The organism is Methylobacterium oryzae (assembly GCF_021398735.1).
Classification (GTDB): domain Bacteria; phylum Pseudomonadota; class Alphaproteobacteria; order Rhizobiales; family Beijerinckiaceae; genus Methylobacterium.
Genome location: NZ_CP090349.1, coordinates 2,697,756 through 2,713,290, shown reverse-complemented (window position 1 = coordinate 2,713,290; position 15,535 = coordinate 2,697,756). Strand labels below are relative to the sequence as shown.

12 protein-coding genes are annotated in these 15,535 nt (G+C 73.8%); 6 read left to right on the top strand and 6 right to left on the bottom strand.

Translation table 11 applies throughout. The features are described 5' to 3' along the window. Nucleotides 1–164: 164 nt before the first annotated feature. Entirely contained in the window at nucleotides 165–1,415 is a 1,251-nt protein-coding gene (locus tag LXM90_RS13035) for a cytochrome P450 (protein ID WP_020092195.1), read from the bottom strand. A gap of 244 nt (nucleotides 1,416–1,659) precedes the next feature. On the opposite strand from LXM90_RS13035, the gene LXM90_RS13030 reads away from it, so the two are divergent. Then, entirely contained in the window at nucleotides 1,660–1,899 is a 240-nt protein-coding gene (locus LXM90_RS13030; RefSeq protein ID WP_020092194.1) for a hypothetical protein, read from the top strand. 82 nt (nucleotides 1,900–1,981) lie between these two features. Here LXM90_RS13030 and LXM90_RS13025 read toward each other — a convergent pair whose 3' ends face one another. The 4 genes from LXM90_RS13025 to LXM90_RS13010 form a co-directional block, all read right to left on the bottom strand. Next, nucleotides 1,982–2,839, bottom strand: a complete 858-nt coding sequence (locus tag LXM90_RS13025) for an alpha/beta fold hydrolase (RefSeq protein ID WP_020092193.1) — start codon at nucleotides 2,837–2,839, stop codon at nucleotides 1,982–1,984. Continuing rightward, nucleotides 2,800–4,089: a Bcr/CflA family efflux MFS transporter gene (locus LXM90_RS13020; protein WP_234082869.1), complete on the bottom strand. Its 1,290-nt coding sequence runs from the start codon at nucleotides 4,087–4,089 to the stop codon at nucleotides 2,800–2,802. The genes LXM90_RS13025 and LXM90_RS13020 overlap by 40 nt, the downstream gene beginning before the upstream one ends. Beyond that, nucleotides 4,080–5,363 carry a glycosyltransferase gene (locus LXM90_RS13015; RefSeq protein WP_020092191.1) on the bottom strand — a complete coding sequence of 428 codons (1,284 nt, stop codon included), beginning with the start codon at nucleotides 5,361–5,363 and terminating at the stop codon, nucleotides 4,080–4,082. Before LXM90_RS13015 ends, LXM90_RS13020 begins: the two co-directional genes overlap by 10 nt. 110 nt (nucleotides 5,364–5,473) lie before the next feature. Then, nucleotides 5,474–5,776, bottom strand: a complete 303-nt coding sequence (locus LXM90_RS13010) for a hypothetical protein (protein WP_146073993.1) — start codon at nucleotides 5,774–5,776, stop codon at nucleotides 5,474–5,476. A 374-nt stretch (nucleotides 5,777–6,150) separates the two neighbouring features. Here LXM90_RS13010 and LXM90_RS13005 point away from each other — a divergent pair, with 374 nt between their 5' ends. The 4 genes from LXM90_RS13005 (at nucleotide 6,151) to LXM90_RS12990 (ending at nucleotide 13,651) form a co-directional block, all read left to right on the top strand. Then, entirely contained in the window at nucleotides 6,151–6,912 is a 762-nt protein-coding gene (locus LXM90_RS13005) for a response regulator (protein WP_020092190.1), read from the top strand. A gap of 2 nt (nucleotides 6,913–6,914) precedes the next feature. After that, nucleotides 6,915–7,943: a cytochrome-c peroxidase gene (locus tag LXM90_RS13000; protein WP_020092189.1), complete on the top strand. Its 1,029-nt coding sequence runs from the start codon at nucleotides 6,915–6,917 to the stop codon at nucleotides 7,941–7,943. Beyond that, nucleotides 7,940–10,402, top strand: coding sequence for a two-component system VirA-like sensor kinase (locus LXM90_RS12995; protein WP_020092188.1), 2,463 nt, complete (start codon nucleotides 7,940–7,942; stop codon nucleotides 10,400–10,402). The genes LXM90_RS13000 and LXM90_RS12995 overlap by 4 nt, the downstream gene beginning before the upstream one ends. A 207-nt stretch (nucleotides 10,403–10,609) precedes the next feature. Then, the gene (locus LXM90_RS12990; protein WP_234082868.1) at nucleotides 10,610–13,651 is read left to right on the top strand and encodes a PAS domain-containing protein; all 3,042 of its coding nucleotides are present in this window, start codon (nucleotides 10,610–10,612) and stop codon (nucleotides 13,649–13,651) included. A 97-nt stretch (nucleotides 13,652–13,748) separates the two neighbouring features. Here LXM90_RS12990 and LXM90_RS12985 read toward each other — a convergent pair whose 3' ends face one another. Then, a complete protein-coding gene (locus tag LXM90_RS12985) occupies nucleotides 13,749–14,495 on the bottom strand; it encodes an SDR family oxidoreductase (protein WP_020092186.1) in 747 nt (248 codons plus the stop codon). Nucleotides 14,496–14,591: 96 nt separating this feature from the next. On the opposite strand from LXM90_RS12985, the gene LXM90_RS12980 reads away from it, so the two are divergent. Further along, nucleotides 14,592–15,497, top strand: a complete 906-nt coding sequence (locus LXM90_RS12980; RefSeq protein WP_020092185.1) for an AraC family transcriptional regulator — start codon at nucleotides 14,592–14,594, stop codon at nucleotides 15,495–15,497. The last annotated feature ends 38 nt before the right edge of the window (nucleotides 15,498–15,535 follow it).

The window sequence follows — 15,535 nt, the reverse complement described above, 5'->3', positions numbered from 1 at the left end:
CGGACGCGCGGGAGACGGCGCGACAGGGTCGCAGCGGTCCGGAGGGGCGGCGATCCTGTCGAGGCAGCCGCGCCCTGGTCCCCCTCCCGTGCGGGAGAGGGACCTCGCTACGCGCGGCGAAGGGCTCGGCGAGCGCCGCCGTCCCCATCCGGTCGGGAACGGCGCTAGGCGGCGACCCGCAGCGCGTCGATGCGGCGGATGCCGCTGTGGCCGCGGAGGACCGGCATCGCGCCGGTCAGGCGCAGGCGCGGGGCGAGGCGCAGCACGGCGCCCAGTCCCTCCTCCAGCTCGACCCGCGCCAGGGCCTCGCCGATGCACCGGTGCGCGCCGCCGCCGAAGACCGGGTGGAGGCGCGGGAGGTCGGTGCGCCGGATGTCGAACGTGTCGGGACGCGCGTAGACCGTCTCGTCCCGCATCGCCGACAGCGTCGAGAGCAGCATCAGGCTTCCGGCCGGCACGACGTGCCCGTCGAGGGGAATGTCCTCCCGGGCGACCCGGCCGGCGGAGCCGGCGCTCGGCTCGTAGCGGAGCGACTCCGCCACCGCGGCCGGGATCAGGTCGGGATCGCGGCTGACCGCCGCCCACTGCTCGGGATGCTGCAGCAGCAGCGCCACCTGCATGGCGCCGGCGACCCGGGTCGTGTCGGTGCCGCCGATGATCATCTGCACGAGCTGGATCACCACCTCCTGCTGCGTGAGCTCGCCGGCCGCCTCGGTCTCCGCGAGGAAGCGCGACAGGAAATCGGCGCGGGGCGCCGACCGGCGCGCGGCGAGGATCCCGGCCACGTAGTCCTGCAGCGCGACCGCCGCCGCCTCCAGATCGGGGATGTCCTCCGGTCCGAAGGTGAAGCTCAGCACCCGGGAGACCTCGTAGGCGAGGTGCGTGAACCGCGGGATGTCGTCGCGCGGCAGGCCGAGGATGTCGGCGATGACCTGGGCCGGGATCTGCGCGGTGTAGCGCGCGACGAGGTCGACCTCCCCGTCCCCCAGCCAGTCGCGGACGAGGCCCTCAGCGGCGACGCGAATCCGGGGCCGAAGGCCCTCGATCAGGCGCGCCGCGAAGGTGCGGGTGAAGGGCGAGCGGCGCCGGCGGTGGACCGCGCCGTTGGCCGTGAGCATGCCGTGCGCGAAGATGTCGAACAGCGCCCCCTCGGGGATCGCGCGCGACTCCGGATAGAGCGTCTCCGTGGCTTGGGCGCGGGGGTCGCGCATCAGCAGGTCGACGTCGCGGGCGCGGAGGACGAGGACGCCCGCGACCTCGTGGCCGACGAAGGGCAGCCGCGGCCGCCAGGCGCGGTAGACACCGTGCGGGTCGGCCTCCAACTCCGCCACCGTGAGCGTCGGGACGCCGGTCGGGACGCGGGTCGGGGCTTCGGGCGGGCCTGCCTGTCGCGTCAGATCTTCGGTCGCATTCATCTGTGGATTCTCGCTGCTGTGTTGCGCGAGAACTCTCGGAAGCCCGGACTACAGGATGATTGCGGGAGCTGGGTCGAACATTACAGCCATAACATGCGGCGCGCCGGCGGCCCGGTCGCCGCCGCGGCCGCCTTGTGCGGAAGAGCACGCCGGTCGCCGCGCGGATGGTGTGTGAGATGTTCCGAAATCATGCCGTAACTTGACCCTTCGAAAAAGGCGCCGCTTCGCAGAAGGAGAAGTCCTCATGGTTGCAGGGCTGGCGAATACGGACGACGTCTTCGAGACGCTGCTCCGACGGACGATCACGGACTTCGTGATCGGCGGTATGGACCACGGGATCCCGGACGAGGACGGCCTGATCGTCCGCCTGAGACAGTACGAGCAGCGGGCGCGCCAGGAGCAGCTGAGCTCCCAGACGCTCCAGGTCATCTCGTCGGCGCGGCGCCTCCTGGGCGACCGGACGGAGGCCGGCCCGGCGTCCTGACGCGCCCCGCGCGACGGGTCGCGGGACGGCCTCCGCGGAGGGTCCCGGCCCGCCTGATGGGCGTTGGTCCCGCGGCGTCCCGCTACCGCGCGCGCGGCCGCAGGCCGACCGCCAGGAAGCGCTCGATCATCGCGTTGACCTGCTCGGCCACTTCGATCGTGTTGAAGTGGCCCGCCAGCAGCGTCTGGGCGGTGACGAGCTGCGGGCAGAGCTCCCGCAGCCGGTCGAGGTCGCGGGCCGCCGCCACGAGCGGCACGTCCGCCGAGATGTAGGCCATCGGGACCCGGCAGGCGCGCGCGGCCGGGACGGGATCGTGGGCCAGCACCATGTCGCGCAGCGCCGCGTGGGCCACGTGCTGCGGTGTCCGCTGGCAGGGGCCGAGGATGAAGGTCTCGAAGATCGCCTTCCGCCGGGCCGGGTGGTCGTAGGCGCCGCCGATCGCCCAGGCCATCTCCCGCACGACGGACCGGTAATCCGGGCCGCCGACGCCCGCCAGCAGCCCCTCGATCGCGGCGCCGCCCGCCGCGTCCGCAGACGGCAGGACGATCGAGTCGATCATGACGAGGCCGGCGGCGAGGTCGGGATGGCGGCCGCACAGCTCCAGCGCCACCGCGCCGCCGAAGCTGTGGCCGATCACGATCGGCTTCACGAGGCCCAGCGTCCGGCTCTGCCACGCGACGTCCTCGGCGAAGCCCGCGACCGTGTAGTCGCGCTCCGGCGCGTCGCTGGCGCCGTGACCGCGCAGGTCGACCGCCACGACGCGGCGCGTCCGCGAGAAGTGCCGGATCTGCGGCGTGAAGATGCCGTGGTCCCCGGTCCAGCCGTTGATGAGCAGCAGCGGCTGCCCCTCGGGGGTGAGCGGCCCGGCCTCGATATGGGCGAGCCGGCCGCCGTCGCGCGTCAGGTGGAGGGGCTGCCAGGGGGGCGGATCGAAGAGCATGCGGGTTCTCCGTAGGGTCGGGAGGGGGCGCGGGGCGCCGGCCGGGCGAGACCCGCGTGGGCGGCGGCGGCCGCGAGGCTGCAGCCGAGCATCACGGCGGCCATCGACAGGGCGGACCGGCCGTCGAAGAACCGGGCGACGAGGTCGCTGGCGACGGCCGCCGCGAGCATCTGCAGGAAGACCGCGACGGCGCTGGCCGCGCCCGCGGCCGCCGGGTCGCGCTCCGTCGCACCGTGCACGGCGTTGGGCGAGACGAGGCCGAAGGCCAGGGCCACGCCGACCATCGCGGCGACCACCGGCGCGGCCGCGGGCGGTCGGGCGAGCGCCGCGACGAGGAGCAGGGAAGCCGCGCCGGTCGCCAGAACGAGGCCGGCGGCGATCACCCGCGGCGGGGGGACGCCCCGGGCCGAGAGCCGCCCGTTCAGGAAGGCGCCGACCATCACCGACAGGGAACTCGCCCCGAAGACCAGGCCGTAGGCCAGCGGACTGAGCCCGAGGGCGTCGATGAACACCAGCGCCGAGCCGGTGATGTAGGCGAAGACCGCCCCGGCCGCCGCGGCGTTGCACAGGGCGTGGCCGAGGAAGACCCGGCTCGCCAGGATCCGCCCGTAGCCGCGCAGGATCCCCGAGGCCGGCCCGGGGCCCGCGGCCCGCTGCAGGGGCTCGTCGATGTGCCGGATCGCCACCAGGGCCGCCAGGGCGGCGGCGACCGGCGCGGCGTGGATCAGGCGCCAGCCGCCGAGATCCATCAGCCCGGCACCGATGGTCGGGGCCATCATCGGCACCACGTTGATGGTGAGGACGACGAAGGACACCCGGGCGCGCGCGGCCTCGCCCTCGAACAGGTCGCGCACCATCGCGAGGACCGCCATGCCGGGGCCCGCCGCGCCGATCCCCTGGAGGATCCGGAACAGCAGGAAGTCCGGCAGCGTCCGCGCCGCGCCGCAGCCGAGGCTGCCCACGACGAGGAGGAGGCAGCCGCAGACGATGGCCGGCTTGCGGCCCAGCCGGTCCGAGACCGGGCCGTAGACCAGCAGCGCGCCGCCGAAACCGAGCAGGTAGATGCCCATGGCCGCGCCCATCGCGGTGGCCGGGACGTGCAGCGCGGTCGCCGTGTCCGACAGGCTCGGCAGGATCATGTCGATCCCGAAGGTCGGGAGCGCCGCCAGCAGCCCGAGGAGCGCCGAGAAGGCGGCCGAGCCGGGGCGGATGCGGGGCCGCGCCAGCGCGGGCGCGCGGATCAGGCCCAAAGCCGGTCTCCGCCCCGGGCGCCGCCCCGGTCCGCGGAGGCCCGGCGCGCCGCCACCATCGCGTCGATCTCGCGGACGAGGCCGCCCGCGTCGAGATCCGCCCGCACGGCCGCCCCGAGAACTGCGGCGGCCCTGCGGAAGCCCGGCTCCGCCAGGAGCCGGCGCGCCGCCGCGGCGATCTCGGCCTCGCCCGCGTCGGCGGGCAGGCGCAGGCCGGCGCCGCGCAGGGCGACGCGGGCGGCGTTGTCGGCCTGGTCGCGGGCCAGGGGGATCACCAGCAGCGGCACGCCGTGCAGCAGGGCGCGGCTGACCGTGCCGTGACCGCCCTGGCACACCACCAGGTCGGCCTGCGCCATGAGGGCGTCGTGGGAGGCGGCCGCCACGACCCGGACGGCGGCGGGGGCGGCCAGGTCCGCGGGCCCGACATTCGGGCCGGTCGTCACGATGGTCTCGGCCTCGACCGCGCCGACGGCGCGCGCGACGCGCCGCTGCAGGTCGGTCTGGTTCTGGGCGCCGGTGCTGCCGGCGACGAGGATCCGCCGCCGTCCCGTACCGGACCACGCGTGCCCCGTCCCGCGGGACCAGCTCGGCTCGTCGAGCAGCGGGCCGATGTAGCGGTAATTGGCGGGCAGCGCCTGCGTGTCGAAGTCGAAGGCCCGGCTGACGGCCAGCAGGACGCGGTCGGCTTGATCGAAATGGGCGAAGGCGCTGGCGACCGGCGGCAGCCCGAAGGCGCGCCGCGCGGCGTTGAGCGCCGGCCGGCCCCGCTCCATCGCCGACACGATGGCGGCCGTCGCCGCGTCCACCGCGTCCCGCTCCGCCTCGGTCCGCGGCGGCGTCAGGCCGCTCGCGGCGGGCGGAATGCCGGGGAGCGGGCGGATGCTGATATGCGGCGACAGGACCGCGTGCGGCAGGTCGGCCGCCTCGGCCGCCAGGGCGCAGCCGGGCAGGAGGTCGAGACTCAGGACGGCATCGGTCGGGAGGCGGCGGATCTCGTCGAGCGTGTCGGCCGCGTAGGCGCCGGCCGGGGAGAACATCGTCTGCCGCAGCCAATCCGCGAGATCCGAGAAATCGGCCGGGTCGGCGTCGAGGCCGGTCGGGGCGCGGCGCCAGCCGACGAACGGGAAGCCCGCCGCCTCGACCTCCCCGCACATCGCCGGGTCGGCCATGACGCGCGGGCGGTGCCCCGCCCGGCGCAGCTGCCGGGCCGCCGTGAGCACGGGGCTGAGATTGCCGGTGGTGCCCCACGAGATGCAGAGGACGTTGAGCGACATGATCTGAATGTCCCGAGATGATCGCGCGCGGAGGCGCGCGGAGGCCGCGAATCGGCTGACCTCCCTGGAGCGATCTGAAAGACGACGTGGAGCTCTCGACGGCAGGAGCGTCAGGTTCGGTGCCGATTTCTGCTGCTGATATCGCGCAGGAAATCGACGTAGTCCGGGTGGATACTGTGAATGCACCCGCCGAATGCGAAGCTGACCACCAGCGCGTCGAGCAGCCATCGTCCGTGGCGGGCGAGCGCCGGTCGCGGCGCGGCGATCGGGGACGAAGCCGGGCCGCCGCGCTCCCGCGCCGGGCGTCCCGACGGCCCGGGAAGACCAGCGGCGGGCTTCCGACAGTCGGGCTCGGACTTGCAGAGAATTCGGTGAAGGTGCGGACCGATATCCGGGATCGCGGCGTCAGTCATGATCACCTCTCTATTGTGAGAGCACGATCCTGGTTTCCGCGGGTTACATCCCGGTGTCTCAACAAGATGATCTCGGTTACAGCCGTAACGGTGGCGTTTTCGTTTGTTCGATACGGTACGTGCCGGGACGAATGCTCGCGCTGTGCTGTCACGCACAATATGAAGCGCGCAATCTTTTAGGGGGCGTGATATCAACTCAGCCGTGTAAGGCCCGATGACCGGACGCGCCCAGATTGGCCGCCGGGGCGGGCCGGCGACGGACGCGAAGGACATCCGGGTGGCGCTATCAGCCCAACCGGACGCTCCTCCCGCTCCCCGAACCGGCGCGTCGAGATCGTGCCGTCGCGGCGGGCCGCCGCGAACCGGAGGTGGCCATGATCGAATCCAGTCTGGACCGGAGTCAGGGTCGGAGCGCGCGCGCCGGCACGACCCGCATCCTCCTCGTCGAGGACGACGCGGGTATGCAGCGCATCGTCTCGGACCACTTCGCCGACCACGACGTCGCCGTGACGGCGGCGACCGACCGGGTGGAGGCGGAGAAGCGGCTCGCGGAGGCCGAATTCGACCTCGTCGTGCTGGACCTGCGGCTGGGCTCGGAGAACGGGCTCGACCTGCTGCGCGACCTGCGGGCCCGGAGCGACCTGCCGGTGATCATCACCACCGGCCATCGCCGGGACGAGATCGACCGGGTGATCGGCCTCGAGCTCGGCGCCGACGATTACCTCGTGAAGCCATACGGGCTGCGCGAGCTGCTCGCGCGGGTCAGGGTCATCCTGCGCCGGGCCGAGGTGGCGCCCGCCCCGGCGCGGGTCCAGGAGTCCCACCGCAGCCGCTTCGAAGGCTGGGTGCTCGACCGGCGTCGCCGGCGCCTCACCAATCCCGAAGGCGCGGATGTCGCGCTCAGCAAGGGCGAGTACGCCCTGCTGGTGGCCTTCCTCGACGCGCCCCAGCGCCCGCTCAGCCGCGAGCAGCTCCTGCAGGCCACGCGCGTCCACGAGGACGTGTTCGATCGCAGCATCGACGTCCAGATCCTGCGGCTGCGCCGCAAGCTGGAGGTGGATCCGAGCGCGCCGCGCCTGATCGTCACCGAGCGCGGCGTCGGCTACGTCCTCGCCGCGACCGTCGAGAAGCTGTAGCCGTGACCCGGTTCCGGGCCGGCCGATGGCGCGTCGCGGTCGCGGCGCTCCTCGGCAGCGCCGCGGCGCTCCTCGCCGCGGCCGCCCACGAGAGGCCAGCCGGCCACGACAGGCCGGTCGACACCGCGCTCTCCGCCGAGGCGGCGGACGCGCTGGGGGTGATCACCCCGGTGCCGGACACCCTGGAGGCGGACCCGGCCCGGGCCACGATCGGCCGCCTGCTCTTCAACGACACGCGGCTGTCACGCGGGGGCGACCGGGCCTGCATCACCTGCCACGACATCCGCACCAGCGGCGCGAGCGCGATACCCCGGAACCTGACCGCCGACGGAACGCCGGTTCCGCGCAACACGCCGACGGCCTTCAACGCGGCGCTCAGCTTCCGGCTGGGCTGGGCCGGCGACATCCCGAGCCTGCGCGAGCAGGCCGAGCTCGCCCTGACGCGGCCCGAGTTCCTGGGCGGTTCCTGGCCCCGGATCCTCGACACGGTGCGCGGCGACCCGGTGCTCGCCCCGATGTTCCAGGCCGCCTACGGGCGCGCGGCCGACCGGGAGACGGTGATCGACGCGATCAACAGCTTCGAGCGCACGCTCCTCACACCCGACAGCCGCTTCGACCGCTGGCTGCGCGGCGACGCCCACGCCATCACCGGCGCGGAGCAGGCGGGCTACGACCTGTTCCGCCGGATCGGCTGCGCGTCCTGCCACCAGGGCGTCAATGTCGGCGGCAACCTGTTCGAGAAGGTCGGCATCTTCGTCACGATCCCCAACAAGGTGGCCGAGGTGCTGCGGGTACCCAGCCTGCGCAACGTCGCGGTCACGGCGCCCTACTTCGACGACGGCGGGATCGCCACGCTCCCCGAGGCGGTGCGGCTCATGGCGCGGGCGCAGCTCGGCCGGGAACTCACCCCCGCGCAGATCGACGGGATCGTCGCCTTCCTCGGGACCCTGACCGGCACCTACGAGGGCCGGCCCCTGACAGCGCCGCCAGCGCCCGGCGCAGCCTCTCAGGACGGCAAGCCGCAGCTATGAGACTGACCCTGCAGGCCGTCACGCTCGGCGCGCTGCTCGCGGCGCTGCTGACGTGGCTGCTGATCAACGGCAACGGCGGGATGGAGGCCGCCTACCTGGCGACCCAGCGGACGGTCGATGCCCTGGCTCTGGCCGAGTCGCGCATGCAGCACGACGTGCTGCGGGCCCGGACCGGCCTGCTGCGCAACTACGACCCGATCGTCGCGCACCTGCGCGAGATGCAGAAGGCCGGGGCCGACCTGCAGGCGAGCAATGCCGGGGATCCCGACGTCCGGGCGCTGGCCGAAGCGGTGGATCGGGAGGCCGCGATGGTCGAACGGTTCAAGACCGGCAACGCCCTGGTGCAGAACTCGATCGCCTATTTCGACTCGCTCAGCGACCGGCTGTCCGAGTCGGACATCGCCCCCGGCCTCGCGCGCGCGGTGGCCGCGCTCCAGATCCGCATCTCGGAACTCGTGCGCGACTCGACGCCCGCGCGCCTCGCCGACATCCGCACCCGTCTCGAGACGTTGCACGAAGCCGACGGGGCGGCCGCCCGGGCCGGCGACGTCGACGCCATCGTCCTGCACGGGCGCCAGCTCTTGGAATTGCTGCCGCACGTCGACGCGGTCACGCGCTCGCTGCCGGCCTCGTCGAGCGAGGCGGCCCGCGAAGCGCTCCTGGAATCCCGGCGAAGCCTCCGCGACCGGCGCCAGGCCCGGGCGGACGGATTCCGCCTCGCGCTCTACGCCGTCGCCCTCGCGCTGCTCGCCCTCGTGGTCCGCGTGGGGGTGCTGATGCGTGCCGGGACCCGGATCCTGCGCCGGACCGTGGATTTCCAGACCGTCGTGGCGCAGGCGGCCAACCGCTTCCTGGCGATCCAGCCCGACGAGACCGACACGCGCATCGTGGACGTCCTCGCCATGGTGGGCGAAGGGCTCGACACGGATCACGGCTACGTTCTCATGCTCGACGGCACCGGCGCGGTGCATCTCTGGAACCGGCCCGGCCTCGCGCCGCCGAGCGGCTGGCCGGCGGCGCAGCAGACCCTCGTTCACGACGTCGCGGCCGCCGCCAGCGACCTCATCTTCGTCGAGGTGGCGGACGAGACCGGGCCGCCGGCCCTGCGCCGCTCCCTGGCCGAGCGCGGCGTCGTCTCGTGGGCCTGCGCGCGGCTGCGCCGGGGCGATCGGATCGTCGGCCTGCTCTGCTTCGAGCGCACCACCTCCGGCCTGCCGCCCTGGCTGCGGCACTCGCGCGGCCTGCTGCAGGTCGTCGCCGACAGCTTCGCGGCCGCCCTGGAGCGACAGCACGTCTGGGCCGAGCGCCGGGAGATCGAGGCGGCGCTGCGCCGCGCCCAGCGGCTCGAGGCCATCGGGACCTTCGCCAGCGGGGTCGCCCACAACATCAACAACGTCCTCAACGTCATGCTGGGCCACGCCGAGATCGCCGGGGACGCCCTGCCGGCCCATCCGGGGCGGGCGGCCGAGCATATCGGGCTGCTGGTCCAGGCCGGCGGCCGCGCGCGCGAGATCGCCGGCCAGATCCTCGATTTCGGCCGCCCCGCGCGCTCCGCGCAGTGCACCAGCGCGGCGGACGCGGTGGTCCACGAGACCGTGGCGCAGATCCGGGCCTCCACGGCCGGACCCGCCACGATCGCGCTCTCGGGCACCGCGGCGGGCGCCCGCGTCGGCGGCGAGCCGGCACAGCTGCAGCAGGTCGTCCACAACCTGATCCGCAACGCCGTCCAAGCCTCCGCGCCGGGCGCGGCCGTCGACGTGCAGCTCGACCACGTCGCCCTGCCGCGGTCGAGCGCCCTGACCCACGGCACCCTGCGGCCCGGCGCCTACGTCCGGATCCGCGTGTCCGACACCGGCCGCGGCATGGACGAGGCCACGCTCGCGCGGATCTTCGAGCCGTTCTTCACCACCCGACCGGCCGGGACCGGCCTCGGGCTCGCCACCGCCTTCGAGTTCGTTCAGGAGCACGACGGCGCCTTCGACGTGCGCAGCGCGCCGGGCAGCGGCAGCACCTTCGCGGTGTGGCTGCCCGTGATCCCGCAGGCCGCGGACGGCGCGGCGGCCGGCGGGACCGTGATGCTGGTCGGGCGCACGCGCCGGTCGGTCCAGGACGACGAGGAGACGCTGGCGGCGCTGGGCTACGAGCCGGTCGGCTACGCGGATCCCGAGGCGGCCCTGGCCGTCCTGCGGCGGGAGCCGGGACGGTTCGATCTGCTGATCGTCGACAACCGTCTCGCCGATCTCTCTGGCCTCGCCTTCGCGCACCGCGCCGCGCGGATCTCCGGGCGGCCGATCGTGCTCTCGCTGTCGGCGACCGACGCGGTGCAGCCGGAGCGCCTCGCGGCGGTTCCCGTCGCCGACATCGTCCGGCGGCCGTGGCGCTCGAACGCCCTGGCGGTGACCCTGCGGCGCCATCTCGCCTCCGCCGACCCGGCGCGTCGCCCGGCCGCCGTCTCCTGAGGGCACCGGCGGCATCAGGATCCTGCGATCCGGCCACGCGGGTGCTATCCCGGCTTTGACAAGCTCGGCGTCACGTGGGACCGGTCTGGCATGACGGGCGGCCAGATGCGCGATGCCGCCTCGACGATCGAACGGGCCGGGTCGAGTCTCGCCGAGACCCCGTCGCGCGAGGAACCCCGATGCCCGTCGAAGCCGCGTCAGGACGCCATGCACGGGAGATCTGACGCCCCGATCTGCGACCCGGCCTTCCTCGCCGACGGCGGCGCGATGGCCGTGCTCCTGCGCGCGCACGACTGGGACAGCACGCCCCTCGGCGCGCTGTTCGCCTGGCCCGAATCGCTGACGACCCTCGTCGGGGTCATGTTCGGCGCGAACCGGCCGACGTTCATCCTCTGGGGCCCCGAGCGGCGGCTCCTGTACAACGATCTCTACGCGGAGATCCTCGGCAACCGGCATCCCGCGGCCCTCGGCCGGGACTGTCTCGCGGTCTGGGGCGGGGTCGGTGCCGATCTCGCGTCCCTCGTGGACAGGGCCTATGCTGGCCGGCCGGTCCACACGGCGGAGGGCGAGCCCCTCCTCCACGGCGACGGCGGTGCCGACGCGGCGCGCTTCGCGCTCTCCCTGGTGCCGGTCCGGGACACGGCGGGGCGCGTCACCGGCCTCGTCGGGACCTGCACGGCGATCGCCGGTCAGGCGGCCGCCGCCAGCCGTCCGCGCGAGACGGAGGCGTCGCGCCGGGACAACGAGGAGCGGCAATCCTTCCTGCTCGATCTCAGCGACACGCTCCGTCCGCTGACCGCGTCGGCGGAGATCGTCGCGGTGGCCTCGCGGCGCCTCGGCGAGCGCGTCGGCGCGAGCCGCGTCTTCTACGCCGAGATCGCCGGCAGCCTGATGAAGGTCGAGCGGGAATACGTCCGGGGCGTCGGCTCGATCGTCGGGGAGCATTCCCTGGCGGCGTTCGGCCCCGACCTGCTGGCCGCCTACCGCGACGGGACGGTGGTCGCGGTCGAGGACGTGGCCGCCGATCCCCGCTTCAGCGAGGCGGCGCGCGCCGGCCTCGGATCCCGCGAGGTCGCGGCCTTCGTCGACGTCGTGCTGTTCCGCGGCGCGGAGTGGGTGAGCCTGCTCGCGGTGCAGAGCGCGGTGCCGCGCGCTTGGACCACCGCCGAGGGGAACCTGATCCGCGACGTCGGCGAGCGCGTCAAGGCGGCGATCGAGCGCGCCCGCGCGGAGGCGGCCCTGCGCAAGAGCGAGGAGCACTTGGCGGCGATCTTCGCCGGCGCCTCGGTCGGCCTGTCCGAGGTGGATGCCGCGGGGCGCTTCCTGCGGGTCAACACCGAGCTGTGCCGGATCCTCGGGCGCCCGGCCGAGGCGCTGCTGCGGCTCGGCGTCGCCGACGTGACCGATCCCGCGGACCGGGCGCCGAGCGCGGCCGCGCTGGCGCGGGCCCTCGAGACCGACCGCGACGTCACCCTCGACAAGCGCTATCTCCGCCCCGACGGCAGCGCGATCTGGGCCAGCAGCAGCATCCGGCGCCTCGACGACGCGGACGGCAGACTCAAGAGCCTGCTGATCGTCACGGCCGATCTCAGCCGGCGCAAGGAGGCCGAGACGCGGCTTGCCGAGAGCGAGCGCCGCCTCCAGGACCTGAACGAGACGCTGGAGCTGCAGGTCTCCGAGCGCACCGCGGAGCGCAATCTCTTCGCCACGATCGTCGAGAGAACCGACATCATGGTGATGGCGGCCGATCTCGACTACAACATCCTGGCGATCAACAAGGCGAATGCGGACGAGTTCGCGCGCATCTACGGCGTGAGGCCGAAGGTGGGCGACAACATGCTCGACCTGCTGGCCGACCAGCCCGAGCATCAGGCGCAGGTGCGGGCGGGGTGGGGGCGCGGGCTCGCCGGCGAGGAGATCACCCTGGTCGAGGAGTTCGGCGACGCGGAGCGGGCGCGCCCCTACTACGAGATCAGCTTCCGCACCCTGCGCGACGCGCGGGGCGAGCGCACGGGCTGCTACCAGTTCGTCATGGACGTCACCGAGCGGCTGCGCGGCCAGGCCGAGCTGGCCCAGGCGCAGGAGGCGCTGCGCCAGTCGCAGAAGCTGGAGGCGGTGGGCCAGCTCACCGGCGGCGTCGCGCACGACTTCAACAACCTGCTGACCATCATCCGCTCGTCCGTCGACTTCCTGCGCCGGCCCGATTTGCCGGAGGTCCGCAAGCGCCGCTACCTCGACGCGGTCTCCGAGACCGTGGAGCGGGCCGCGAAGCTCACCGGCCAGCTGCTGGCCTTCGCCCGCCGGCAGGCCCTCAAGCCCGAGGTGTTCGAGGTCGGCCAGAGGGTGCGGGCGATCGCCGACATGCTCGACACCCTGACAGGCGCGCGGGTGCACGTCGTGACCGAGGTGCCGGAGGCGACCTGTCTGATCCGGGCGGATGTGAGCCAGTTCGAGACCGCGCTCGTCAACATGGCGGTCAACGCCCGCGACGCCATGGACGGGGAAGGCACGCTGACCCTGCGCGTGACCTGCGGCGCGGCCCTGCCGGCCATCCGCGGCCATGCCGGGTCCCGGAAGCCCTTCGCGGCCGTGTCGCTGATCGACACCGGCACGGGCATCCCGCCCGAGCGGATCGGCCGGATCTTCGAGCCGTTCTTCACCACCAAGGAGGTCGGCAAGGGGACCGGCCTCGGCCTGTCCCAGGTGTTCGGCTTCGCCAAGCAGTCGGGCGGCGACGTCGACGTGCGCAGCACCCTCGCTGCGGGCACCGCGTTCACCCTCTACCTGCCGGAGGTGGCGTCCGAGGAGCGGCCGGCCGATGACCGCCTGCAAGATGCCGACCTCGCGCCGCTCGGGAGCGGGCAGCGTGTCCTAGTCGTGGAGGACAATGTCGGCGTCGGGCAGTTCGCGACGCAGATCCTGGAGGATCTGGGCTACCGGCCGACCTGGGCGGCCAACGCCGAGGAGGCGCTGGAGGAGCTCGGCCGGGCGGAGAACCGCTTCGACCTGGTCTTCTCGGACGTGGTGATGCCGGGCATGGGCGGCGTCGCGCTCGCGCAGGAGCTCCGGCGGCGCGCGCCGCAGGTACCCGTGGTGCTGACATCGGGTTACAGCCACGTTCTCGCGCAGTCGGACGCCCACGACTTCACGCTGCTCCACAAGCCGTACTCGGCCGAGCAGCTCGGCCGCATCCTGCATCGGGCCCTGGATCCGCGCCGGAAGGCCGGCGCGCTCGCGGATCCGTCCTGAGCCCGGGCTCCCGCGTCGGGATCCCGGACCTCCGGGCCGGGGCCTGCGCGGTTCGCCGCCGCCCTCAGCCAGCTCTCAGCTCGCCCTCAGCCCGCCCTCAGCTCGCCTTGGCCCACGCCACCGCGTCGGCACCGGCGGGCAGACGCATGGGGCACGATGGGTCGGTCGCCGCGCGCCACACCGCCTCCGCCACGTCCGAGGACCGGGTCAGGTCCCCGTCCGCCTGCTGGATGCCGGCGAAGACCTTCGCGGCCACCGCCGCGTAGGCTTCGGGGATGTCCATGCCCATGCGGGCGCGCGCGTTGGCGCCGAACGCGGTCTCCGGGGACCGTCCGGGAATGACCAGCCGGGCGCGGATGCCGAACGGTTCGAGTTCCAGCGCCAGGGACTCGGTGAAGGCGTTCACCGCCGCCTTGCTCGCCGTGTAGACGGACAGCAGGTGCAGCGGGCGCTGCGTCACGCTCGACGTCACGTTGACGACGACGCCCGCGCGGCGCGCCCGGAACTGCGGCAGCACCGCTCGGGTCATCGCGATGGTGCCGAGGGTGTTGGTCTCGAACACCTCCCGCGCGGCGTCCATCGAGACGCCCTCCAGCGCGTTCAGGAGCCCGACGCCGGCGTTGTTGACCAGCGCGTCGACCGGTCCGGCCGCCGCGACCGCGCGGTCGATGCTGTCGTGGTCGGTCACGTCGAGCGGCAGGATGCTCAGACGATCGGAGGGCGCGAGCAGGTCGCTCCGCGGCCCGCGCATCGTGGCGACCACGCGCCAGCCCCGTTCGAGGAAGGTGCGGGCCGTCTCCAGGCCGAAGCCGGACGAGCAGCCGGTGATCAGGATCGTGTTCATGGGAACTCCCGTGCAGAAGCGGCAACGGGGTGATAGGGAGCGCGGGCCGGACCTGATACGTGCGCAAGTCCGTTTCGCATTGGCGAGCGTCCGAGAATGCCCGATCCGCTCACCCAGGTGGTCGGCCTCCTCCGGCCGAGCGCCCCGCTGTCCAAGCTCGTCACCGGCTGCGGTCACTGGGCGGTGCGGCGCACGGATTCCGGGCTTCCGTTCTACGCCGCCGTGCTCGAGGGCGGGTGCCGCCTCGCGATCGACGGCGAGGCCGGGATCGTGCTCGGAGAGGGCGACTTCGTCCTCATCCCCGCGGCCCACGCGTTCACCACCACCAGCCTCGAGCCGCCGCCCCCGCGGCGCGCAGCGCAGCGTCCCGTCGCTGTGAGCCCCGGCGTGTTCCGGCTCGGCGACGCCGAGGGGCCGCCGAATGTCCGGATGCTCGTGGGCCACTGCGTCTTCGCGTCGAGCGACGCGGATCTGCTCGTCTCGCTGCTGCCCCGGTATGTCCATGTGCGCGGCGCCGCCCGGCTGACCACTCTGCTCGGCCTCGTGAACGAGGAGACCCGCGCCGACCGGCCGGGCCGCGACGTGGTCCTGGCGCGCCTGCTGGAGGTCGTGCTGATCGAGGCGCTCCGCGCCACCGCCGGGCCGGCGGCGCCCTCGGGACTGCTGCGCGGCCTCGCCGACGACCGGCTCGCCGCCGCGCTGCGGCGGATGCACGACCGGCCGACGGCGAGCTGGACGGTGGCCGCGCTCGCGCGCGAGGCGGGCCTCTCCCGGTCCACGTTCTTCGAGCGGTTCCGCCGCGCGGTCGGGGTCGCCCCGATGGAGTACCTGCTGGCGTGGCGGATGGCGCTGGCGAAGGATCTGCTGAGCCGCGAGGCGGTCGGGATGGCCGAGGTGGCCGCGCGGGTGGGCTACAGCTCGGCGAGCACGTTCAGCGTCGCCTTCGCCCGGCACGTCGGCCGGCCGCCGGTCCGGTACGCCCGCGAGCGGCCGGTGCCGTGATCCGGGCCGGCTGGCCGTCGTGCCCCCGACACGGCGAG